This is a genomic window from Algiphilus sp. (assembly GCF_023145115.1).
Taxonomy (GTDB): domain Bacteria; phylum Pseudomonadota; class Gammaproteobacteria; order Nevskiales; family Nevskiaceae; genus Algiphilus.
On the sequence record NZ_JAGLEJ010000039.1, the window covers coordinates 1 to 20,001 of the forward strand.

The 20,001-nt window shown below is 68.1% G+C and carries 19 protein-coding genes; 8 read left to right on the forward strand and 11 right to left on the reverse strand.

What is annotated here, in order from left to right:
* Positions 1 to 186: 186 nt before the first annotated feature.
* On the reverse strand, positions 187 to 1,716 hold the full coding sequence (locus KAH28_RS13080) for a long-chain-fatty-acid--CoA ligase (protein WP_290577317.1): 1,530 nt from the start codon (positions 1,714 to 1,716) through the stop codon (positions 187 to 189).
* Positions 1,717 to 1,832: 116 nt separating this feature from the next.
* Entirely contained in the window at positions 1,833 to 2,777 is a 945-nt protein-coding gene (locus KAH28_RS13085) for a LysR family transcriptional regulator (RefSeq protein ID WP_290577319.1), read from the reverse strand.
* A gap of 101 nt (positions 2,778 to 2,878) precedes the next feature.
* Between KAH28_RS13085 and KAH28_RS13090 the strand changes: the two genes are divergently transcribed.
* From KAH28_RS13090 to KAH28_RS13120, 7 genes are all read left to right on the forward strand, one after another.
* Positions 2,879 to 3,217, forward strand: coding sequence for a nuclear transport factor 2 family protein (locus KAH28_RS13090; protein ID WP_290577321.1), 339 nt, complete (start codon positions 2,879 to 2,881; stop codon positions 3,215 to 3,217).
* The gene (locus KAH28_RS13095) at positions 3,214 to 3,996 is read left to right on the forward strand and encodes an SDR family oxidoreductase (protein WP_290577323.1); all 783 of its coding nucleotides are present in this window, start codon (positions 3,214 to 3,216) and stop codon (positions 3,994 to 3,996) included. The genes KAH28_RS13090 and KAH28_RS13095 overlap by 4 nt, the downstream gene beginning before the upstream one ends.
* 110 nt (positions 3,997 to 4,106) lie before the next feature.
* Positions 4,107 to 5,105, forward strand: coding sequence for an AraC family transcriptional regulator (locus KAH28_RS13100; RefSeq protein WP_290577324.1), 999 nt, complete (start codon positions 4,107 to 4,109; stop codon positions 5,103 to 5,105).
* Positions 5,106 to 5,161: 56 nt separating this feature from the next.
* A complete protein-coding gene (locus KAH28_RS13105) occupies positions 5,162 to 5,956 on the forward strand; it encodes an alpha/beta hydrolase (protein WP_290577326.1) in 795 nt (264 codons plus the stop codon).
* Positions 5,957 to 6,077: 121 nt separating this feature from the next.
* On the forward strand, positions 6,078 to 7,586 hold the full coding sequence (locus KAH28_RS13110; protein ID WP_290577328.1) for a serine hydrolase: 1,509 nt from the start codon (positions 6,078 to 6,080) through the stop codon (positions 7,584 to 7,586).
* Between the two features lie 112 nt (positions 7,587 to 7,698).
* Positions 7,699 to 8,991, forward strand: a complete 1,293-nt coding sequence (locus tag KAH28_RS13115) for a PQQ-dependent sugar dehydrogenase (RefSeq protein ID WP_290577329.1) — start codon at positions 7,699 to 7,701, stop codon at positions 8,989 to 8,991.
* 334 nt (positions 8,992 to 9,325) lie between these two features.
* On the forward strand, positions 9,326 to 10,129 hold the full coding sequence (locus KAH28_RS13120) for a hypothetical protein (RefSeq protein WP_290577331.1): 804 nt from the start codon (positions 9,326 to 9,328) through the stop codon (positions 10,127 to 10,129).
* 175 nt (positions 10,130 to 10,304) lie between these two features.
* Here KAH28_RS13120 and KAH28_RS13125 read toward each other — a convergent pair whose 3' ends face one another.
* The 4 genes from KAH28_RS13125 to KAH28_RS13140 form a co-directional block, all read right to left on the reverse strand.
* Positions 10,305 to 10,922, reverse strand: coding sequence for a TPM domain-containing protein (locus KAH28_RS13125; RefSeq protein WP_290577333.1), 618 nt, complete (start codon positions 10,920 to 10,922; stop codon positions 10,305 to 10,307).
* A gap of 60 nt (positions 10,923 to 10,982) precedes the next feature.
* Positions 10,983 to 11,744 (reverse strand): TPM domain-containing protein, encoded by a 762-nt coding sequence (locus tag KAH28_RS13130; protein WP_366918193.1) that lies wholly within the window; start codon positions 11,742 to 11,744, stop codon positions 10,983 to 10,985.
* 2 nt (positions 11,745 to 11,746) lie between these two features.
* Positions 11,747 to 12,307, reverse strand: coding sequence for a LemA family protein (locus KAH28_RS13135; RefSeq protein WP_290577337.1), 561 nt, complete (start codon positions 12,305 to 12,307; stop codon positions 11,747 to 11,749).
* Between the two features lie 130 nt (positions 12,308 to 12,437).
* Complete coding sequence (locus KAH28_RS13140; protein ID WP_290577339.1) at positions 12,438 to 13,391, reverse strand: NAD-dependent epimerase/dehydratase family protein; 954 nt, start codon at positions 13,389 to 13,391, stop codon at positions 12,438 to 12,440.
* 131 nt (positions 13,392 to 13,522) lie between these two features.
* On the opposite strand from KAH28_RS13140, the gene KAH28_RS13145 reads away from it, so the two are divergent.
* Positions 13,523 to 13,987, forward strand: a complete 465-nt coding sequence (locus KAH28_RS13145; protein ID WP_366918194.1) for a MerR family transcriptional regulator — start codon at positions 13,523 to 13,525, stop codon at positions 13,985 to 13,987.
* Positions 13,988 to 14,043: 56 nt separating this feature from the next.
* Here the strand turns inward: KAH28_RS13145 and KAH28_RS13150 are convergent, their stop codons facing one another.
* The 5 genes from KAH28_RS13150 to KAH28_RS13170 all read right to left on the reverse strand — a co-directional run bounded on the left by KAH28_RS13150 (position 14,044) and on the right by KAH28_RS13170 (position 19,950).
* Entirely contained in the window at positions 14,044 to 15,093 is a 1,050-nt protein-coding gene (locus KAH28_RS13150; RefSeq protein WP_366918195.1) for a saccharopine dehydrogenase NADP-binding domain-containing protein, read from the reverse strand.
* Positions 15,094 to 15,154: 61 nt separating this feature from the next.
* Complete coding sequence (locus tag KAH28_RS13155; RefSeq protein WP_290577343.1) at positions 15,155 to 15,838, reverse strand: type 1 glutamine amidotransferase domain-containing protein; 684 nt, start codon at positions 15,836 to 15,838, stop codon at positions 15,155 to 15,157.
* A gap of 70 nt (positions 15,839 to 15,908) precedes the next feature.
* Positions 15,909 to 16,877, reverse strand: a complete 969-nt coding sequence (locus tag KAH28_RS13160; RefSeq protein WP_366918196.1) for an acetoacetate decarboxylase (ADC) — start codon at positions 16,875 to 16,877, stop codon at positions 15,909 to 15,911.
* A gap of 263 nt (positions 16,878 to 17,140) precedes the next feature.
* On the reverse strand, positions 17,141 to 19,486 hold the full coding sequence (locus KAH28_RS13165) for a molybdopterin cofactor-binding domain-containing protein (RefSeq protein WP_290577347.1): 2,346 nt from the start codon (positions 19,484 to 19,486) through the stop codon (positions 17,141 to 17,143).
* Positions 19,483 to 19,950 (reverse strand): (2Fe-2S)-binding protein, encoded by a 468-nt coding sequence (locus KAH28_RS13170; protein WP_290577349.1) that lies wholly within the window; start codon positions 19,948 to 19,950, stop codon positions 19,483 to 19,485. The genes KAH28_RS13165 and KAH28_RS13170 overlap by 4 nt, the downstream gene beginning before the upstream one ends.
* Between the last annotated feature and the right edge of the window lie 51 nt (positions 19,951 to 20,001).

Consider the following 20,001-nt stretch of genomic DNA (forward strand, 5'->3'; position numbering starts at 1 on the left):
CCTCCTCGATACCCGGGGCGGTTCAATGCACGGTCTGGGGAAGTGGCAGCGATAGCCTCAAGAAGAACGACTGAGCAGCAGTTAGCCAGTCCCATAGCGATGGCGAACAATGGAGCGTTGCAACGCGGATGCGCTCGTCCTCACTTGCGCAAGTAGCGCGCCATCCTCCGACGCGCTACCAGGCCCTCACCCTGCCAGCTCCTTGCGCAGCTCGGTCTTGAGGATCTTCCCGGCACCGCTCAGCGGCAGCGCCTCTTCCCGGAAACTGATGCTGCGCGGCAGCTTGTAGTCCGCGATGAGGCCGCGGCAGTGGGCGATGATGTCGGCCTCGGTCGCGGTACCGCCTTCCCTCAGCACGATCACCGCGTGCACGGCCTCGCCCCACTGCTCGCTGGGCAGGCCGATGACGGCGGTTTCCTGGACGTCCGGGTGCTGGTAGATGGCGCCCTCGACCTCGACACTGAAGATGTTCTCGCCGCCGCTGATGATCATGTCCTTGGCGCGGTCGACGATGAAGACGTAGCCGTCGCCGTCCATGTAGCCGAGATCACCGGTGCGCAGCCAGCCGTCGCGCAGCGTCTCGGCGGTCTGCTCCGGCCGCTTCCAGTAGCCCTGCATGATGTTGAGCCCGCGCGCGCAGACCTCACCCACCGTGCCGGTGGCGACCTCGCTGCCGGCCTCGTCCATGATCGCCACGTCCACGCCGTAGGCCGGCACGCCGGCGCTGGTCAGCTTGTCGCTGCCCGGGTAGTGCGCCTCGGCCGGCAGCAGGGTGACCACCGGCGCGGCCTCGGTCTGGCCGTAGCCCTGCACGAAGCCGACGCCGGGCAGCGCCTTCATGGCGCGCAGCAGCAGTGCCTCGGGCATCGGCGAGGCGCCGTACAGCATGCGCCGCAGGCTGGCGATGTCCGCGCCTTCCAGCTTCCCGGAGCTGACCAGCATGTTGATCATCGTCGGCACCAGCATGGTGTGCGTGACCTTGCCGCGCGCGATCATCGCCAGCAGCGCGTCGATGTCGAAGCGCGGAATCACGCAGTGCGTGCCGCCCACCGCCGTCACGGCGTGCGTATTGGCCATGTCCGCGAGATGGAACATGGGCGCCGCGTGCAGATACACCGCGGTCTGGTCGTAGCCCAGCATCGGCAGCATGTTGAGCATGTTGTAGACGATGGCGTCGTGCGACAGCATCACGCCCTTCGACTTGCCGGTGGTGCCGCCGGTGTAGAACAGCCCGGCCAGCGCATCGCCGCGCACCTCAGCTTCCGCGGCCGGCGCGTGATTCGCGATGAGGTCCTCGTAGGCCAGGCAGCCCTCCGGCAGTTCGCCGTCGCCGATGAACACCACGTGCTCCAGCGCCGGCAGCTGCGCGCGGATCTGCGCCACCACGGGCGCGAAGGCGTCATCGACGAACAGCACGCGGCTCTCGGAATCCTCCAGCGTGTAGGCGATCTCCGGCGGTGCCAGCCGGATGTTCACCGGATTCGCCGCCGCACCAGCCCAGGACACCCCGTAGAGGTACTCCAGATAGCGATCGCTGTTCAGCGCCAGGATCGCGACCCGATCTTCCGCCTGCACGCCCAGCCCGTGCAGCGCGCCCGCAAGCCGCGCAACGCGGTCCCTCAGCTCCCGCCAGGTCTGCTCACGGTTTCCGCAGATGGTCGCGGTGGCGTCGGCACGCGTCTGCACCGCGCGGCGCAGGGTCTGGGTGATGCGCATGGGGTCGTCTCCTCGATCCGCTTGGCAACGTTTGTCACCCGAATCCTAGCGTGCCTGCAGGGGGCGTTCACGCATGCACCGGCCTGAGCTGCATGACCGACGGCAGGCCGGATCCGTCACGACCGAGATGCCCCGCCGGGCGCTTCCCTGCCGGGCTGCTCGGGAATGTCGCGATCGAGCAGGCAATCGATGAATGCCCTGAGGGCGGGTCGGACGTAGCGGCGATTCGCGTAGTAGAGGTGCAGGCCGGGCAGCGTCTGGGCCCAGTCGCGGAGAACGCGCTTCAGCTGGCCACGCTCCAGTGCTTCCGCGATGCCATCGTCGTTGTAGGCGTAGAAAATGCCCAGCCCCTGGAGCGCGGCGGGGATGACGATGTCCTGATGGTTGGCGGTCAGCGGCCCCTCGACCTGGACTTCGACCCGCTGGCCGTCCCGCACGAACTCCCAGCGGGCGATCCTGCCGCTGCCGGGAAACCGCCAGTTGAGGCAGGCGTGGTGCTGCAGGTCGGCCGGAGACGCCGGCTCGCCATGACGAGCGAGGTACTCCGGTGACGCCACGGCGAGCAGTTCGACGTCCGGCGTGAGCCGCACCGCGATCATGTCGTTCTGCAGGCGCTCACCGACCCGAATGCCCGCATCGAACCCGCCGGCCACGATGTCGCTCAGACCGTCGTCGATCACGATATCGAGCACGACATCGGGACAGGCGGCGTGAAAGCGCCCCAGCCGCGGCGCAATGACCTTCTTCGCCGCCATGCTCAACGCGTTGATCCGCAGCGTACCCGCCGTCCTGCCGGTCGCACTGACCGCCTGCTCGACGGCGTCGTCCATCTCGCGAAGCATCGGCGCGATGCGCTCGTGCAGACGTCGCCCCGGCTCCGTCGGCGACACGCTGCGGGTCGTGCGATCGAGCAGGCGCACGCCCAGGCGCGATTCAAGCTGGCGGATGATCTGGCTGAGCGCGGACCTCGACAGGCCGAGTTGGTCCGCGGCGCGGGAGAAGCTCGCCCAGTCCACCACGGCCACGAAGGCCTTCAGCTCGGCGAATTCGGAACCGCGCATTGTGTACGGATCGCTACATGGCCTGATCGGATACTAGGCGATTCTCTTGTGCGCCACCGTGGTTCATCGTGGTCTCCCGGAAACAACAGCGAGACCACGACATGAACGACACGAAGGAACTGCACCTTCCCGCCGCCGTTGCCGCCTACTTCGATGCCGACCTCGGTAACGGTGACGCGGTTGCACGCTGCTTCACCACGGACGGGCAGGTCACGGACGAGGGCCGGACCTACACGGGACGGTCGGCGATCGCCGCCTGGAAGGACGCGGCCTCCGCCCAGTTTTCCTATGTCACGAAGCCCGTATCGCTCGAGGAAACGAATGGCAGCTGCATCGTGACGGGGCGAGTGACGGGCGACTTTCCCGGAAGCCCGACCGACCTTCGGTATGCCTTCACGCTCGCACAGGGCGGGATCGCGTCGCTGGAGATCACCCAGTGAGCTTCGATCTGCAGCTTGCGGACAAGCGGGTGCTGGTGACCGGCGGCACGCGTGGCGTCGGTTCGGCGACCGTCGCGTTGATGGCGGCGGCAGGCGCCCGGGTGATGGTGGCTGCGCGCTCGCTTCCGGAGTCACCCGTCGACGATGTGCGCTATGTCGCTGCCGATCTGTCGACCGCCACGCACGCGCACTCCTTGGCCGACGCAGTTCACGAGCAGCTCGGCGGCATCGATGTCCTGGTCAATGTCGTCGGGGGCTCGTCCGCACCGGCGGGCGGATTCGCCGCACTCGATGATGCCGAATGGTCGAAGGAGATCGAACTGAACCTGATGTCCTCGGTTCGGCTCGATCGCGCGCTCATGCCGGCCATGATCGAGCAGGGCTCCGGCGTCATCATCCACGTCACCTCGATCCAGCGCGTTCTGCCCCTGCCCGAGGCAACCATCGCCTACGCCGCCGCCAAGGCTGCGCTGTCGACGTACAGCAAGGCACTCTCGAAGGAGGTCACGCCCCGGGGTGTCCGCGTCGTTCGCGTCTCTCCCGGATGGATCGAGACCGAAGCAGCGGTCGCGCTTGCGGAAAGGCTCGCCACCCAGGCGAATACCGACTATGCGGGCGCGCAGCGGATCATCATGGATTCACTGGGCGGCATCCCGCTGGGACGACCGGCGAAGCCGGGCGAAGTCGCCGACCTCATCGGCTTCCTGGCATCGCCGCGTGCAGCTTCCATATCCGGGGTGGAGTACGTGATCGACGGCGGCACCGTGCCGACGGTCTGACCGAAGACACTGCAACGATTGCCCGGCTGGCGAATCGCGGGGCAACGGCATAGATTATTGCCGCTGACCGTGCGCCCCACGGCCTTTCTCGGGCTTCAATGACGCGCCGCATGAACGGACACCGTCACGGAGGCGGCCCCCGGCACCGGGAGGTTTCCGGCGTTCGAGGCATTGCCGACAGTCTGGACTTGCAGCACGCGCCGGTCCTGCAGACCAGCATCGCCTCCCGGTCGGGCATGGCCTTCATCGAGCTGGCGTCCGGACCGGGCCACACCGGGACGACACTGCCGGTCGCCGATGATGCCTTCCTGATTGCGCTCCAGCTCAGAGCCTGTCAGGACTTCGACCTGTACGCCGACGGTCGCCTGATTCGCCCGCGCGCATTCGATGCCGGCGCTGTGGCCATCTTCGACCTCAGGACGAAGCTGGCGATGGCGCACCGGGATCCGTTTCACGCCGTGGATCTGTACCTCCCCCGCAAGGCGCTCGATGCGCTGGCCGAGGACGCCAATGCACCCCCCATGGACGGGCTTCGGCACGAGCCCGGCAGGGCACTGCACGATCCCGTCGCGCGCCATCTCCTGCTGGCGATTCGGCCGGCTCTGGCAGCGCGCGAGCAGGCAAGCGAGCTCTTCGTCGATCAGCTCGCCGTGGCGCTCGCGACCCATGTCGCGCAGGCCTACGGCGGTCTGCACGCGGGGCCTGTAGCGAATACGGGCACGCTGGCGCGCTGGCAGGAGCGCCGCGCCAAGGAGCTGATTGCCGCGAATCTTGCAGGCCACATCACGCTCGCCGAACTGGCCGCGGAATGCGGCCTGTCGATCCGCCACTTCACGCGCGCGTTCCGTGGCTCGACGGGCATGTCGCCGCACGCGTGGCTCACGCAGCTCCGCCTGGAGAAGGCCAGGCGGCTGCTCGCGCACTCCCGCCGATTGCTGGTCGATATCGCGCTGGAATGCGGCTTCTCGGATCAAAGCCACTTGACCCGCGCTTTCCAGCGGCGTTTCGGAGTGGCTCCGGGCGCTTGGCGGCGGCTGCATCAACGCGCCGCCGCCCGGGATGCATGGCCCGATGATGCAAAAGCTGTCCCGTTCGTGCAGGAAGCGTGAGGGCCGCTTCGCGAGCATGGCCGCTCCCGCAATCGCCCGTACCACGGAGAAGTGTCATGAAGCGCACCCAGGCCATCCTCGCGACCGTCGTGGCGGCCACCATCGGCCCCGCGACCCACGCACAACCCGCGCTGGCCACGAACGGCACCGGCCCGGCGCAGAACGTCGTGCTGGTGCACGGCGCCTTCGCCGATGGTTCCGGCTGGCGTGGGGTCTACGACGAGCTGACCCGGCGGGGTTACCGGGTAACCATCGTGCAGAACCCGCTCACTTCACTTGCCGATGATGTCGCGTCCACGCGACGCATCCTCGATCGCCAGGACGGACCCACGATCCTGGTGGGGCACTCCTGGGGCGGCACGGTCATCACCGAGGCAGGCATGCACCCGAACGTCGCGGGCCTGGTGTACGTCTCGGCGCTGGTGCCCGACGCCGGCGAATCCACGGCCCAGCAGTATCAGGGGTTCGCGGCCACACCCGAGTTCGTGATCGATGTCCAGGAGGATGGATTCGGCTTCCTGAATCCGCAGCACTTCCAGGCCGGGTTCGCCCACGATGTCGGCGATGCGGACGCAGCGTTCATGCGCGACGCGCAGGTTCCCATCAGCATGTCGGTCTTCGAGACCCGGGTGCAGAACGCCGCTTGGCGCACGAAGCCCAGCTGGGCCGTGATCGCCACAGAGGACAAGGCGTTCGATCAGGCCATGCTCGTCCACATGGCCGAGCGTGCCGGCGCGCAGATCACGCGGGTCCCTGCCAGTCATGCCGTTTTCATGACCCAGCCTAAGGTGGTTGCCGCGACCATCGAGCGCGCCGCCCGGGAGGCGGTTGCAGGCATTGCACGAAAGTAGCTCGCACCATCGGGGATCCGAATCTCGCTGCCCTCCCCCACAAACGGAGTAGAGGCTGTCCCCTGTCCTCCGACATAATCCCGCTCATTACAGTGGGAATACAGTCGAGGGGGGAGAGGCCATGTATCAGTCCATGTGGCGCCAGCTTGCCGTCACGGCCATTGTGTCGATGGCGCTTGCGGCGTGTGGGGGAAGCGGCAGCCAGAGCCAGAACGAGCAGGTCGCGGTTCCGGGTTCGGAGGATCCGGCTGTCGAGCCGCCGAACGAGGGCGTGATCCTCGCGCAGGAGCTGGCGCACATGGTGGAGCGCGCCGGGCTGTACTCGCTGCCCACCGACCTGGAGTCGGTGCTGCAGTCGATCACGACGCTGCCCACCGGGCTGGGCAACGTGGTGGCGATGCATCTGGGCCGACTGTATGCGACGCCGGACGAATCGCTGCCCGCCGTCGGGCCGCTGCTGGATCTGCTGCGGGCACGCCTGGAGCTGTTGCTGACCGGGCAGCAGCCGGTGCGGTTGGTGCAGGACACGCTGGATGGCGAGTTCTCCATCCTGCTGCTGCCGGTGGATGCGGTCACGGTGATCGTGATCCTGCCGACACAGGTGGTGAAGGCTGCGCCCTCCTCCCCGGACCTGCCGGCGGCCGAGGTCGACCTCAGCCAGATCACCTACGAGGTGAACGGCCGCACGCGTACGGTCGATGAGTACATGCAGAGCGGCATGACGAATGCCATTGCCTTCATGCACAACGGCCAGTTCATCTACGAGGATTATCAGAACGGCTACAACCCCGATACCCGCGCCCACATGTGGTCGGTCACGAAGTCGGTGACGACGTCGCTGGTGGGGATTGCGGTGTCGGAGGGTCTGGTCGATTCGATTCACGACCCCATCAAGAAGTACATCCCGGAAGCCGCCGACTCGGTCTGGGAGGGCGTGACCGTCGAGGATCTGCTGCAGATGGAGTCCGGCACGTACTGGGTGGATGTGCCGATCCACCAGCCCGAGCAGCTGGTGCTGATGGGCGCGGACTTCCACACCAACGGCCTGTTCGGCATGACGCGCGACGAGTACCTGCTGCGGCTGACGCGCGTTTCGCCGCCGGGGGAGTTCTACCGCTACAACAGTGGCGACGCACAGATGCTGGCGTGGATGCTGGAGAACATCTACGACCGTCCCTATGCGGAGATCCTGTCGGAGAAGATCTGGCAGCCGGCGGGCATGCAGGACGATGCGCTGGTCACGGTGGACCGCCTGGGCAACACCTTTGCCTCCATGGGACTGATGGCCACGCCGCGCGACATGCTCCGCTTCGGCGAGATCTTCCGCAACGGCGGCCGCACCTTCGACGGCCGGCAGATCATTCCGGCGGCCTGGGTCGAGGCCTCGCACAACTACGACAAGGACAACGGCGGCGGCCCGCGCGGCTACATGTGGCCGCACTGGGGCGGCGAGGAGTCCGGCAACTACACGGCGGCGGGCTTCGGGCACCAGCGGGTGAGCGTGGCGCCATCGCTGAACATGGTGGGCGTGCGCTTCGGCAACGACCCCATCGACACGGTCGCGCCGGCGGAATGGGAAGCCGTGCTGACGGCCGTGGGCAACTACCTCCAGTACGGCACGACGCAGTAGATCGCCGGTCGCGGGCGCCCTGCATGCGGGGCGCCCGGGCGGCCGCGCAACCCGTTCTCCGGGCTTTTTGACATATGTTAGATTTGCCGATCCTTCACTTCAGGGTCGGGCCATGCTGCGTCGAACCAACCGCCTCCCACGCAAGACCGCGTACCTCCTGCTCCCGGCACTCGTGCTGGCGGGATGCGGCAGCGACGGCAGCGGCGGACCCGGCCAGGCGCCGGAGCTCAGCCGGCAGGCCTGCGAATTCGTGCCCCGGGCCGAGGGTGACGACGCGCCCATCGGCCCCGAGCTCGACGTCGAGGTGGTGGTCGACGGCCTGGAGATCCCCTGGGGCCTGGACTGGCTGCCGAACGGCGACATGATCTTCACGGAGCGGGACAAGGGCCTGCTGCGCATCATCCGGAACGGGCAGCTGGAGTCGGGCGCGGTGGCCGAGGTCGACGTGGCGGAGATCACCTGGGCCGAGGAAGCCGGCGGCCTGGGCAGCGAGGGCGGCCTGCTCGGCGTGCTGCTGCATCCGGACTTCGCCGAGAACCGGCAGCTCTACATGTACTGGACCGCGCGCGCGGAGGACGACTCGCTGTACAACCGGCTGGGTCTGTTCACGATGTCCGAGGACTACGGCAGCGCCGAGCTGGAGCGCATCCTCCTCGACGACATCCCGGGCGGCATCCACCACGCCGGCGGACGCATGCGCATCGGCCCCGACGGCAAGCTCTACCTGGGCGTGGGCGCCTACGAGGCGCCGCAGGCCCAGCAGCCCGATTCGGTGGCCGGCAAGCTGCTGCGCATGAACCCGGACGGCTCGATTCCGGCCGACAACCCCACGCCGGGCAGCTATGTGTATCTCACCGGCATCCGTAACACGCAGGGCTTCGACTGGTTCGACCCCCATCATCTGCTGGTCATGGAGCACGGACCCACCTTCAACGACGACGGCGGCCCCTTCACCAAGGGCCTGGACGAGTTCAACGTGTTCCGCGCCGGCGAGAACTCCGGCTGGCCGGACACCACCGGCTGCGACTCCGCGGAAGGCATCACTCAGCCGGTGATCGTCTGGGAGCGCTCGCTCCCGCCGGGCGGCGCCACGCTGTACCGCGGCAACGCCATTCCGGAATGGACCGGCAGCTTCTTCGCCGCCACCCAGGGCCTGCCCCCGCAGCGGGACCAGGGGCAGCACCTGCACCGCATCCAGCTGGATCCGGACAACCCGTACATCGTCGAGGAACGCGAGATCTTCCTGAAGCAGCGCTTCGGCCGGCTGCGCACCGTCGCGGAAGGCCCGGACGGCTACCTCTACGTGACCACCACCAACTGCGACACGCGCGGGGATCTGGCCTGGAACCCGAATTTCTGCCGCCAGGGTGGCGACAAGATCCTGCGCATCGTCGGACTGCAGTGAGCGCACGCCGCTAGGGAAGCTCTGATCTATGTCGCGAGCGAAGGCAGGTTGGCCGCCGCCGGAGCGCAGGAAGCGCAGTGTATGGGGTAATACATGAGCATTTCGAGCACCGCCGGCGGCCAAGATGCCGAGCGCAGCAATAGATCAGAGCTTCCCTAGACGGCGCTGCCGGAAACGCACCGGGCTTGAGCGCCGACGTCGGCGTCTGATACACCACGCCTGATCGGCTGACGGCAAAGCGCGCGCCGCGCTCGCGGGAAAGGGGCCCGCCCGGCTCGGTTTGCGGGGTGCCGATACCCGGTCACGACCGTTCCAGGGGAGCACGGGAGGAGACATGAACGGCGCCGCAACACCTGTCGCCCATCACAGGGTGCTGGCCCTGCCCTCAACCCAATCGCAGAGCCGAACCGCGCTCGGCCCGGAGGACGACTGCCCGTGGGTCGCCGTCGGTGGTGGCGGCGGCGGTGGCGGTGGCGGAGGAGGCGGCGGCGGTGGTGGCGGCACGGGCATCGGCGCCCCGCTCGAAGGCGGCTGCTTCAGCAAGCTCCTCGGGGTGGTGCTGGTCCTGATTGTCTGCGCGCACCTGTTCGTGGCCTTTGCACCCGAGCCCGCGGATGTGGAGCGCCGCCTGGTGGAAGTCGCGGTGGTGCTGCCCGGTTCCGTGATCGACGATCTGGACCGGGTCGCCATGGATGCCGGCTTTGCCAGCGAAGGGCAGCGCCGCGACACGCTCGACGCCCTCATGGACGCGGTGGACCCGGCCGAGGTCGATCAGGGCTTCGTGCGCGTGCTGGTGGACCCGGACCGGGGCGGCAACGTCTTCGTCAGCTCCAAGCGCCGCTACGAGCGCCAGCTCCGACGCGCCGATCTGGGCGAGCTCACCGACGTCGACCTGCGCACGGCCCGCGCCGCTGACCCGCCGTCGGAGGCCGTGGTGCTCGGCGTGATCGTCAGCCGGCCGACGTCCATCGGCGCGCCGATCCAGGGCGACACCTGGGCGGCCAGGGACTTTCTCTGGCAGACCAGCACGACGACCCCGGAGGACGGCCCGGTGGTCCTGTACTTCTACTACGGCCCGGACCCGGGGGACACGCTCAGCGAGCGCGAGGCACGGCGCGTGCTCGCCGATCTCACCTAGCCTTCGTTGCTGCCTGCGCTCGCCAAGGCTTCCAGCCTTCCGATCATGTCGGGCTCGCGGCCGCGCGAGAAAGCCCGCTCCCCCGACCTCGGGCGAGCGGGTTGGGTGAAGGCGTGCCGACGCCAGCCGGCCAATGGCGCAAGCCGGTCTGGCTGACCGGTGGCCGACGTGGCCGTTACGACAGGATCACCAGATGATTGGGCAGCTCGTTACGCTCGTGGGTGGCGGGCACGTGCTCTTTCAGGAGCTTGCCGCAGGCAGCAATGCAGTCGAGGAATCCCTGCCGGGTCTGGCCCTGGCGCACCTGGGCGGTGAAGCGCGCCACTATGTCTTCCCACACCGCGTTGTCCAGGACGTCGGCAATGCCCTGGTCAACCAGGATCTCCACATAGCGTTCGGCCTCCGACACGAAGATCAGCATGCCGGTGGCGCCCTTGGTGTGGTGCAGGTTCTGCTCCAGGAACTGCCGCCGCGCCAGGTTCGACGCCCGCCAGTAACGCACCTGCCGGGGAATCAGGCGGGTGCTGATGCCGGGCATCCGGAACAGCAGGCTGATCAGGATGAAGGCGCCCCACTGCACAAGCAACAGGATGTCGGCACCGAACCAGCCGCCGAGGTAGTTGGCGATGCCGGGCACCAGCAGCGCCAGGATGCCGGCCCAGACCAGGGGGATATAGGCGTAGTTGTCGGACTGGGCCGTCAGCACGGTCACCAGTTCGGCGTCGGTTTCCCGTTCCACGTCATTGATGGCGGCGGTAACGGCTTCCTGATCGCTCTTGCTCAGCAATGTCATGATTCTGTGGCTCTCATCGTCCGGTAAGGGGGGTCAGCACGCGCGGATGGCTTTGCGGGGTTACCAGCCACCGGAGGCACCACCACCGCCGAAACCGCCTCCGCCGCCGCCAAAGCCGCCGCCTCCGCCGCCGAAGCCGCCACCACGGCCGCCCATGGCCGCGCCGAGCACGGCCGCGCCCACCAGGGCCGCGCCGCCGCGAGCGCCACGGCCACCGCTACTGCCGATAAGGAACACCACCGCGAGCATGAGGAAGAAGAGCAGCCCCACCAGGCCGGCATTGGGTTTCTCCTCGACGGCACGGGTTCGCCGGCCCTGGGAGACCGCCATCGGCTCACCGCCGAGGACCTGGATCATGGCGGCGGTGCCGTTGACGATACCGGCCTGGAAATCGCCCTGACGGAATGCCGGGGTGATGATGCGATTGATGATGACCGAGGCGTCGGCGTCGGTGAGCCGGCCTTCAAGGCCATAGCCCACCTCGATGCGCACTTCGCGTTCATCGTGCGCCACGATCAGCAGGGCGCCGTTGTCCTCGCCCTCCTGTCCGATGCCCCAGTGCCGGCCCAGCTGGTAGCCGAAATCCTCGATCGGAAAGCCCTGGAGGTCCGGCAGCGTCACCACCACGAGCTGCTCGGTGCTGGCCTGCTCGTGGGCCTGGAGCATCTGGCTCAGGCGCGATTCCGCTTCCGGGGAAAGCATCTCGGCCTGATCCACCACCCGGCCGGTCAGCTCCGGAAACTCCGGCGTTGACTGGGCCCACGGGGCGGCCGGGAGCAGAAGCAGCAACGCCAGCAGCAAGCCTTTGCGGGGCCGCACCATCATCAGAACTGCACCGCTGGTGCGTCGTCCGCGTTCTCCGTGGTGGCTTCGAAGTTGGCGCGGGGCTCCAGATCGCTATACAGGATGCTGTGCCAGATCTTGCCCGGGAAGGTGCGCAGCTCGGTGTTGTAGCGCTCCACCGCCTGAATGAAATCCCGGCGCGCGACGGCGATGCGATTCTCCGTGCCTTCGAGCTGAGACTGCAGGGCCAGGAAGTTCTGGTTCGACTTCAGGTCCGGGTAGCGTTCGGACACCGCCATCAGGCGGCTCAGGGCGCTGCTCAGCTCCCCCTGGGCCTGCTGGAACTGCTGCAGCTTCTCGGGGTTGTCGAGAATGCCCTCGTCCACCTGGATGGAGGTGGCCTTGGAGCGCGCCTCGGTCACCGCGGTCAGGGTTTCCTGCTCCTGGGCCGCGAAACCCTTGACGGTTTCCACCAGGTTGGGGATCAGGTCGGCGCGGCGCTGGTACTGATTTTCCACCTGGGACCAGGCGGCGGTGACGCGCTCGTCGTAGGTGGGGATGTTGTTGATCCCGCAGCCACTGAGCAGCAGAACCAGTGCCATCAACGACGCCAGCGGCCAAACGGCCCGCTGTTGAAACGGTTTGAGAAGGATGCCCATGGCGTTCTGCCCCCGAAGCGGTTGCGTGAAGAAGGGAGGATGCCCGCCCCTCGGGCGGAGGCACCGAACACCTTCACATGGGGACAGAGCCGCTGTTTTCAAGGTGGTCGGCCCTGCGAATCGCGGTCAATCCTTCGCGATAGGTCGTCACGCGGAACTCGGGGAAGCGCTGCTTGAACCTGTCGGAGACGAAGAGGTTGTCGGCTTCGTAGCGCGGCAGCAGCTCGGCGGCGTCGCGCACCTGCCGGCTGAGCAGCCCGGCGGCCCTGAGCTGCCAGCGCTTCAGCACCTTGTAGCGGCCATCCGTGCCGAAGATTTCCGCGGCCAGCGCGACGAACTGCCGATAGGTCAGCCGGTCATCGTCGCAGGGCAGATGCCAGGTCCGACCGTAGGCATCGGGCGTGTTGCCCAGCAGCGCCATCGCGCGGCTGGCATCGGGGGTGTAGATGAGGGTGCGCAGGGTGTCGTCGCGCAGGAAGACCCTGGCCGGCTTTCCCTGCCGGAGATTGTCGATGACGGTGCTGTTGGTGATGCTCTGCGTGATGCCCGGGCCGTAGAACTCGGGGGCGCGGCAGATCATGGCCTGCAGGCGCCCTTCTTTGATCGCGGCGAGTAGCTCGCGGGCCGCCGCGGCGCGCACCTCGCCCTTGGCGCCGTTGGGCCGGAACGCGATGTCCTCGGTCTGAGGCTGGGCGGTCTGCGGGTACATGTAGGTGTTGTCGAAGTAGACCAGCCGGGCGCCTTGGGCGGCGCAGGCGTCGATGACGTTGCGCATCAGCACCGGCCACTGCGCCACCCACAGGCGCGTGTCCATGGGCAGGCCGGCCGTCATGTAGACGATCTCCGAGCCCTCGACGGCGCGCAGGGTCTGCGCCGGATCCAGCAGATCGGCCGCGCGCAGCTGGTCGGTGTCGTGCACCGCGCGCGGTCTGCGGCTCACCAGCCGGATGTCGCTGGTGAAGTCGCGCGCGAGGTGGGCGGCCAGCTCGCGCCCGATCTGGCCGTTGGCGCCAAGAATGGTCTGCATGAGAGGACTCCGGAAGATCGCGTTTGACGCACCCTACACTTGAAGTTAACTTGAATGTCAAGCCTCGCGCGCCATTCCACCCGTTCACGCGCGACGCCATCATTCCGAGCCCCGGAGGACGCATGACGATGATGAAGATCGGCGAGCTGGCGACGAAGACCGGACTGGCCACTTCACGCATCCGCTTCTACGAGCGCATGGGCCTGCTGCAGCTCGTCGAACGCCAGAGCAACGGCTATCGCACCTATCCGCCAGAGGCGGTCATGGTGCTGAATCTCATCAAGTCCGCGCAGGATGCCGGGTTCAGCCTGGAGGAGCTGCGTAACCTGATGCCGCCCGACCTGACCAACTGGGAGCACGGCAAGCTGCATCAGGCCCTGCGCGACAAGGTGCACAGCATCGAGGTCCTGCAGCAGCGCCTGGAGGAAGGCAAAGCCAGGATCCTGCAGGTGCTCAAGGAGATCGAGGCAAAGCCGGACGACATGACCTGCGCGGCGAATGCTCGGCGCGTGATGTCGCGGATGGGCCTGGGCGACCTGCCGGCAACGGAGGCCGGGGAAGGCGGCAAGCAGCCGTCGCGCAGCCGGATGCCCTGAATCCCCCGTTCGCGCACCCCGGCCCGTCACCCGCCCCGGCCCCGAGGCCGCGTGGTTCAGACGATCTCGATCGCTCCCGAGCCCGGCAGCCGCGATACCAGATCCGTGCCCACCAGCCGGGCAGGCGTGTACGCGCCGCCGGCGGGTACTTCCGTCATCAGGTGATCGACGACTGCAAGCGCACCGGTCACCGTCAGGCTGTAGGCGTTGTCCGTGCGCACGCGGGCGGTCCTGGTTTCCCCGCGCGCGTTGCGGGCCTCGCCCCAGACGAAGGTCGGCTGCCTGGCACGGACCAACTCGCTGGGGCCCCGGACGGTCTTGTCGATACGGGCCTTCAGCCAGCGCTGCACCCAGTCCCAGCCGAGCGCGGGGCGGAAGAGGTTGGCGATCCTCGCGCCACGGATCATCTTCGGCGAACCCGGAATGAAGACGCGGATGTCCGGAATCCCGGTACTGTGGAAGGCGGTGGACAGATCGCCCCACGGAATGGTCATGGCCAGCTTCTCGCCATCGCCGAAGTCGATGCGGCGCACCTCGAAGGCCAGCGGGACGGTCACCAGCTTGCCGCCGCGCCGGATCTTGCCGCCCTGCGCCATGCCCTCGACGGAGGTCTTGGCCGTGCCGGGGGACATGCCGGTGCGCGAATCGAAGCCCAGCGTCAGCTCGGTGGCGTCCGGCAGCGCATCCTTCAGCGCTGCCGCCACGCAGTCGGTGGGGATGACATCGAAGCCAACGCCCGGGCAGAGCACGACACCCGCCTCCCGGGCGCGCGCCGTCAGCGATTGCGCGTGCTCGAACACCGCGATCTCGCCGGTGATGTCCAGGTAGTGCGCACCGGCCTCGAGGCAGGCCGCCATCATCGGTGCGGCAGTAGCCGAGAACGGGCCGGCGCAGTGCAGCACCAGCCCGCAGTCCCGAAGCTGCCCGGCCAGCGAGCCAGTGTCGTCCAGCCCGAAGACTCGCGCTTCCAGCCCCAGCTCTCCGGCCAGCGCCTCGATGCGATCGCGCCGGCGTCCGGCCAGGATCGGCTTCAGACCGCGCTTCACCGCTTCGCGCGCGATGAGCTCGCCGGTGTAGCCATTGGCGCCGTAGATCATCCAGTTCATGGTCATGGTGTTGTCCTGCGTCAGGTAATGGGTTGTTCCCGGGGTGGACGGCGGTGCCGCGCTACAGCAACTCGGCAACGCGTTGCGCGGTGGCCCTGGCCGATTGCGGGTTCTGGCCGGTCACCAGCCGCCCGTCCACGATCACGTGCGGCGTGAACGGCAGACGGCGCTTGTCGTAGAGGCCGCCCCGGTCCTTCGTTGCCTGCTCGGCGTTGTAGGGCACCTTCCCGGCGACGCCTGCCAGCACTTCCTCGGTCCAGGAAAAGCCGGTGAGCCTGCGGCCGGCGATCAGCAGGGAATCGTCCGAGAGCCTGGTATTGAGCAGGCCGCAATAACCGTGGCACACGGAGGACACGATGCCGCCGCTTTCGAAGACTTCCCGGGTGACGCGATTGAGGCCTTCGTCTTCGAGAAAGTCGTACATCACGGCGTGGCCGCCCGTGAAATAGATGGCATCGAAATCGGCGCCGTCGACCTCATCGGGGCTGGCGGTTTGCTCCAGCCATTGCATCCGGGATGGGTCGGCCAGCCAGGCCTTGGCCGTCGCGTCGATGTTGGGCCATTTCAGCGAGCGCGGCTCAAGCGGCGATTTGCCGCCGTTGGGGCTCATGATGACCTGCTCCCAGCCCTTCTCGGCGAAGACCGCCCAGGCGTGCGTGAGTTCGGACAACCAGAGCCCGGTAGCGTCGTCGGGATCGCTGTAGTGAGCGACGTTGGTGACAGCATGAAGAATGCGCTTGGTCATGGCGGATTCCCTCTCTAGGCGGCGCGCGACAGCAACGAACGCGCGGGTAATAAGCAACGACGCGAGCAGGCTACCGCTTTTCCGCCAGTACGGCCGTCAGCGGGCGTGGCGCATACAGCGCGCTCTGGAAGCTCGGCACGTACTCGTACTTGAGCATCCTGCCCAGCTCCAGGGAGCGGATGAAACGCGACAGGCTGCCGTCCTCGCTCAGTTGCAGGTCGACCGTGTCGGTGCGGTAGCTCGCGGCGTGTTCCAGCTGGCGGGAGGTCGCGTAGCCGGAGATCAGCTCTCCATCCCGATCGGGATTCACGAAGCTGTTGGTCACCATGGTGACCTCGGTAGAGACGTCGCCGAGCTTCTCCGTTTCCAGCACAAGGTCGACCTTGCCCGTCTCGGCATCCGCGATCTCGAACACGACCTTTGAATCGGTTTCGCGATAGTCCATGCGGGTCAACCACTTCGGCAGGTTGTAACCCTCCACCCCGCGGACCCTGGCCAGCTCCGTGTCCACGGGAAGCTTGAGCACATAGCCCCAGAAATCGCTGTTCAGCGCCTGGCCGATCAGGCTGATCGGGCCCAGGTTGGTCGTGCCGGGCTCGCTCGTGACGATGGACAGCGCGAACTCGTTGTAGCGGTCGTTATCGCAGTAGTGATAGGCGTACGCCGTGACCGCCACCAGGCCCCGGCCGGGCCAGATCTGAAGCGGCTGAACCGCTTCCAGCACCTCGGCCGGCATCAGCTCGCGCAAACGTTCCAGATCGGCGGTGAAGATCGCGGTGACCCGGCTGTTCTCGTAGTAGAAATTGGGCGAGTAGCTCTCGAAGCCGATATCGACGCGGGTCTTCTCCAGCGTCCGGACCCAGCTCAGATCGAGCTCCGGCGATTCGCGCTCGATCACCGACAGCGGGGGATTCGAGCGGTAGCGGTCGTAGAGTCCGCCCGCGACCACGGGAACGTCGTGTCCCGCGATGTCGATGACGGTGGTGGCAGCGGCCTCGTCCGGGCCTTCCTGGTCTGCCCACGCGGCAGGGGCGCCCATGCAGGGCAACAGCGCGAGGGCGGCGAGAATCGGGGGCAGCTTCATGATGATCGCATCCTTGGTGGCCGGAGAATGCGCCCCTGTCCGGGCGCTCCCGCGTCGCCCGGCGCCGCCGTGGCGCACATGGTGCGCGCTGCGGGGCCGATTCGACATCGGATGCGAGCAGGCTACGATTGAACCTGACTTTAAGGTCAAGCTCTGCGGTTGCCGGTCTTCGGGCGGGCCGACGGATGAACACTTCGGGCCGCGACCGGGCCACAGCGCTACACGGCCAGCTGATCCCCCACCGGCAGCCGCCGGATGCGCTTGCCGGTGGCGGCGTGGATGGCGTTGCACAGCGCCGGCGGCACCGGCGGCATGCCGGGCTCGCCGACGCCGCCCAGCGGGACGTCGCCCTCGGGCTCGATCAGGTGAACGCGGATGGCGCGCGGCGCGAGGTCCATGCGCGGGACGAAGTACTGGTGGAAGTTGTCCTGCTGGACGCGGCCCTCGCGGAAGGTGATCTCGCTCTGCATGGCGATGCCGATGCCCATGACGCACGCACCCTCCAGCTGGGAGCGGATGCGTTCGGGATTCACCTGCGGCCCGCAGTCGAAGGCCATGTCGGCGCTGTGGATGGTGAGCTTGTCGTCGTCATCGACTTCCACATCCAGCACCACGGCGGTGTAGGAGGCGAAGCTGTGGTGCACCGCCAGCCCGAGGCCCCTGCCCTTGGGCCGCTTCGTGCCCCAACCGGCCTCGGCGGTGGCCTTCTCGACCACGGCGCGCAGCCGGCCGACGTCGATGGGATAGCGCTCGGGATTCTCGCCGTAGTTCCATTCCTCGCCGATGGCGCGCGGGTCGATGCGGCGGGCCGGGCCGAGCAGCTCCAGCAGGTAGTCGCGATGGTCGCGACCGGCCGCTGCTGCCACTTCCGCCGCGAAGCTCTGGATGGCGAAGGCGTGCGGCAGGTTGTAGACGGCGCGGAACCAGCCGATGCGCGTGTGCGCGGAGGCCTCGGGGTTCTCCAGACGCAGGGCGGGAATGTCGAAGGGCATGGTGTTGAAGCCCATGCCGAGCTCGAAGCCGCCCTTGTGCTCGGGATCGGGCGCGAACAGCGAGCCGATGCTGGGCGAGAGCGTGCGATGCCGCCAGCCGACGGTCCGCCCCTCGCCGTTCAGCCCGGCTTCCAGGCGGTCCACCGAGACGGCGTGGAAGTACGCGTGATGCAGGTCGTCGTCGCGCGTCCACTGCACGCGCACAGGACGGCCTTCCAGCGCCTGGGTGAGGCTCGCCGCCTCCAGCACGAAGTCGGGCTTGGACTTGCGGCCGAAGCCACCGCCGAGCAGGGTCACGTTGATGTCGACGTCCTCGGGCTCGAGGCCGAGGCGCCCGGCGACGTTGGCACGCGTGGCACCCGGGTTCTGCACCGGCGCCCAGATCTCGGCGCGGCCGTCCACGATGCGCGCCAGGGCCACCGGCGGCTCCATCGGTGCCTGCGCCATGTGCGGCATGGAGTAGGTGGCGCTGACCCGGTTCTCGGCATCCGCCAGCGCGCGCTCGATGTCGCCCTCGTCGCGGATGACCTTGCCCGGCGTATCGGCGCCTTCCTCCAGCGCCTTCCGGTACTGCTCAGTGTCGTAGGCGGCGTTGTCGCCCGCGGCCTCGAGGTTCCAGTCGATCTTCAGGGCCTTGCGCCCCTCCATCGCGGCCCAGGTGTTCTCGGCCACGACGGCGACGCCGCCCAGCGGATCGAAGCCGGCCGGCTGGCCGGTGCCGGCGATCTCGATCACGCGCACCACGCCCTTGATCCTGCGCGCTTCGGCATCGTCGAAGCCGCGCACCGTGGCGCCGTAGACCGGCGGCCGCGCGACCACGGCATAGAGCATGTCGTCGAAGCGGACATCGGCACCGTACACGGCGCTGCCGGAGACGATGGCCTCGCCGTCGATGGCCTTCGGCCGGGCACCGTCGCCGGCCCTGGTGCCGGGCGCCGGGCCGGCGTCCTCGCCGATGTAGCGCCACTCCGAGCGCGGCTTGAGCGCGAGGGTGTCGCGCTCGGGCACCGGCAGCTCGCGCGCGGCGGCCGCCAGCGCGCCGAAGCCCAATTCGCGGCCACTGGGCTGATGCACCACCACGTGCACGCCCGCTCGGCACTCGGATACCGGCACGCCCCAGCGCTCGGCCGCGGCCTGCTCCAGCATCGTGCGCGCCGCGGCGCCGGCGCGGCGCATGGGTGCGAACCAGTGGCGCATGCTGCGCGAGCCGTCGGTGTTCTGGTTGCCGTACTTCGGCTCGTCGGCCGGGGCCTGCTCGACGCGCACGCGGTCCCAGTCGGCGCCGAGCTCGTCGGCCGCCACCATCACCAGACTGGTGCGGATGCCCTGGCCCATCTCGGCGCGGTGGTTGGTGACGGTGACGGTGCCGTCCTCGTCGATGCGGATGAAGACGTTCGGATCGTCGACCCAGCCGTGCGGCATGGCCTCGGCGCCGTACTGCTTCTCCTCTTCCTCGCCCAGCGCCAGGTCCCAGCGCGCGGCGAGCACCAGGGCTCCGCCGGCGGCCAGGCCCTTGAAGAAGTGGCGGCGGCTGACGTTGGCAAGCAGCAGGTTCGCGTCGGTGCGGCTCATGCCTTGTCCTCCCCCGCCTCGGCCGCCTGCCGGATGGCCTGGCGGATGCGGTTGTAGGTGCCGCAACGGCAGATGTTGCCGCTCATGGCATCGGTGATCTGCTGGTCATCCGGATCGGGCGTCTTCCGGAGCAACGCGGTAGCGCTCATGATCTGGCCGCCCTGGCAGTAGCCGCACTGGGCGACGCCGAGGTCGAGCCACGCGTCCTGGACGCGCCGCCCCACCGGGTCATCGCCTACCGCCTCGATGGTGGTCACCGACTTGCCCTCCGCCTGCGAGACGGGGGTGACGCACGAGCGCGTGGGCTCGCCGTCGATGTGCACGGTGCAGGCACCGCACAGCGCCATGCCGCATCCGAACTTGGTGCCGCTGAGGTGCGCGACATCGCGCAGGGCCCACAGCAGGGGCATCTCGTCGGCAACGTCGAGCTCGCGTGCCTCTCCGTTGATCGTCAGCGAAACCATTCCGGCCTCCTCGGTCGTGACATCCCGCACACCGGCATTGTGCCGGTGCTG

Coding starts and splice junctions, on each gene's coding strand:
- KAH28_RS13080 (WP_290577317.1), bottom strand. CDS start 1,716: ATGCGCATCACCCAGACCCTGCGCCGCGCGGTGCAGACGCGTGCCGAC.
- KAH28_RS13085 (WP_290577319.1), bottom strand. CDS start 2,777: ATGCGCGGTTCCGAATTCGCCGAGCTGAAGGCCTTCGTGGCCGTGGTG.
- KAH28_RS13090 (WP_290577321.1), top strand. CDS start 2,879: ATGAACGACACGAAGGAACTGCACCTTCCCGCCGCCGTTGCCGCCTAC.
- KAH28_RS13100 (WP_290577324.1), top strand. CDS start 4,107: ATGAACGGACACCGTCACGGAGGCGGCCCCCGGCACCGGGAGGTTTCC.
- KAH28_RS13105 (WP_290577326.1), top strand. CDS start 5,162: ATGAAGCGCACCCAGGCCATCCTCGCGACCGTCGTGGCGGCCACCATC.
- KAH28_RS13110 (WP_290577328.1), top strand. CDS start 6,078: ATGTATCAGTCCATGTGGCGCCAGCTTGCCGTCACGGCCATTGTGTCG.
- KAH28_RS13115 (WP_290577329.1), top strand. CDS start 7,699: ATGCTGCGTCGAACCAACCGCCTCCCACGCAAGACCGCGTACCTCCTG.
- KAH28_RS13120 (WP_290577331.1), top strand. CDS start 9,326: ATGAACGGCGCCGCAACACCTGTCGCCCATCACAGGGTGCTGGCCCTG.
- KAH28_RS13125 (WP_290577333.1), bottom strand. CDS start 10,922: ATGACATTGCTGAGCAAGAGCGATCAGGAAGCCGTTACCGCCGCCATC.
- KAH28_RS13130 (WP_366918193.1), bottom strand. CDS start 11,744: ATGGTGCGGCCCCGCAAAGGCTTGCTGCTGGCGTTGCTGCTTCTGCTC.
- KAH28_RS13135 (WP_290577337.1), bottom strand. CDS start 12,307: ATGGCACTGGTTCTGCTGCTCAGTGGCTGCGGGATCAACAACATCCCC.
- KAH28_RS13140 (WP_290577339.1), bottom strand. CDS start 13,391: ATGCAGACCATTCTTGGCGCCAACGGCCAGATCGGGCGCGAGCTGGCC.
- KAH28_RS13145 (WP_366918194.1), top strand. CDS start 13,523: ATGAAGATCGGCGAGCTGGCGACGAAGACCGGACTGGCCACTTCACGC.
- KAH28_RS13150 (WP_366918195.1), bottom strand. CDS start 15,093: ATGAACTGGATGATCTACGGCGCCAATGGCTACACCGGCGAGCTCATC.
- KAH28_RS13155 (WP_290577343.1), bottom strand. CDS start 15,838: ATGACCAAGCGCATTCTTCATGCTGTCACCAACGTCGCTCACTACAGC.
- KAH28_RS13160 (WP_366918196.1), bottom strand. CDS start 16,877: ATGGGCGCCCCTGCCGCGTGGGCAGACCAGGAAGGCCCGGACGAGGCC.
- KAH28_RS13165 (WP_290577347.1), bottom strand. CDS start 19,486: ATGAGCCGCACCGACGCGAACCTGCTGCTTGCCAACGTCAGCCGCCGC.
- KAH28_RS13170 (WP_290577349.1), bottom strand. CDS start 19,950: ATGGTTTCGCTGACGATCAACGGAGAGGCACGCGAGCTCGACGTTGCC.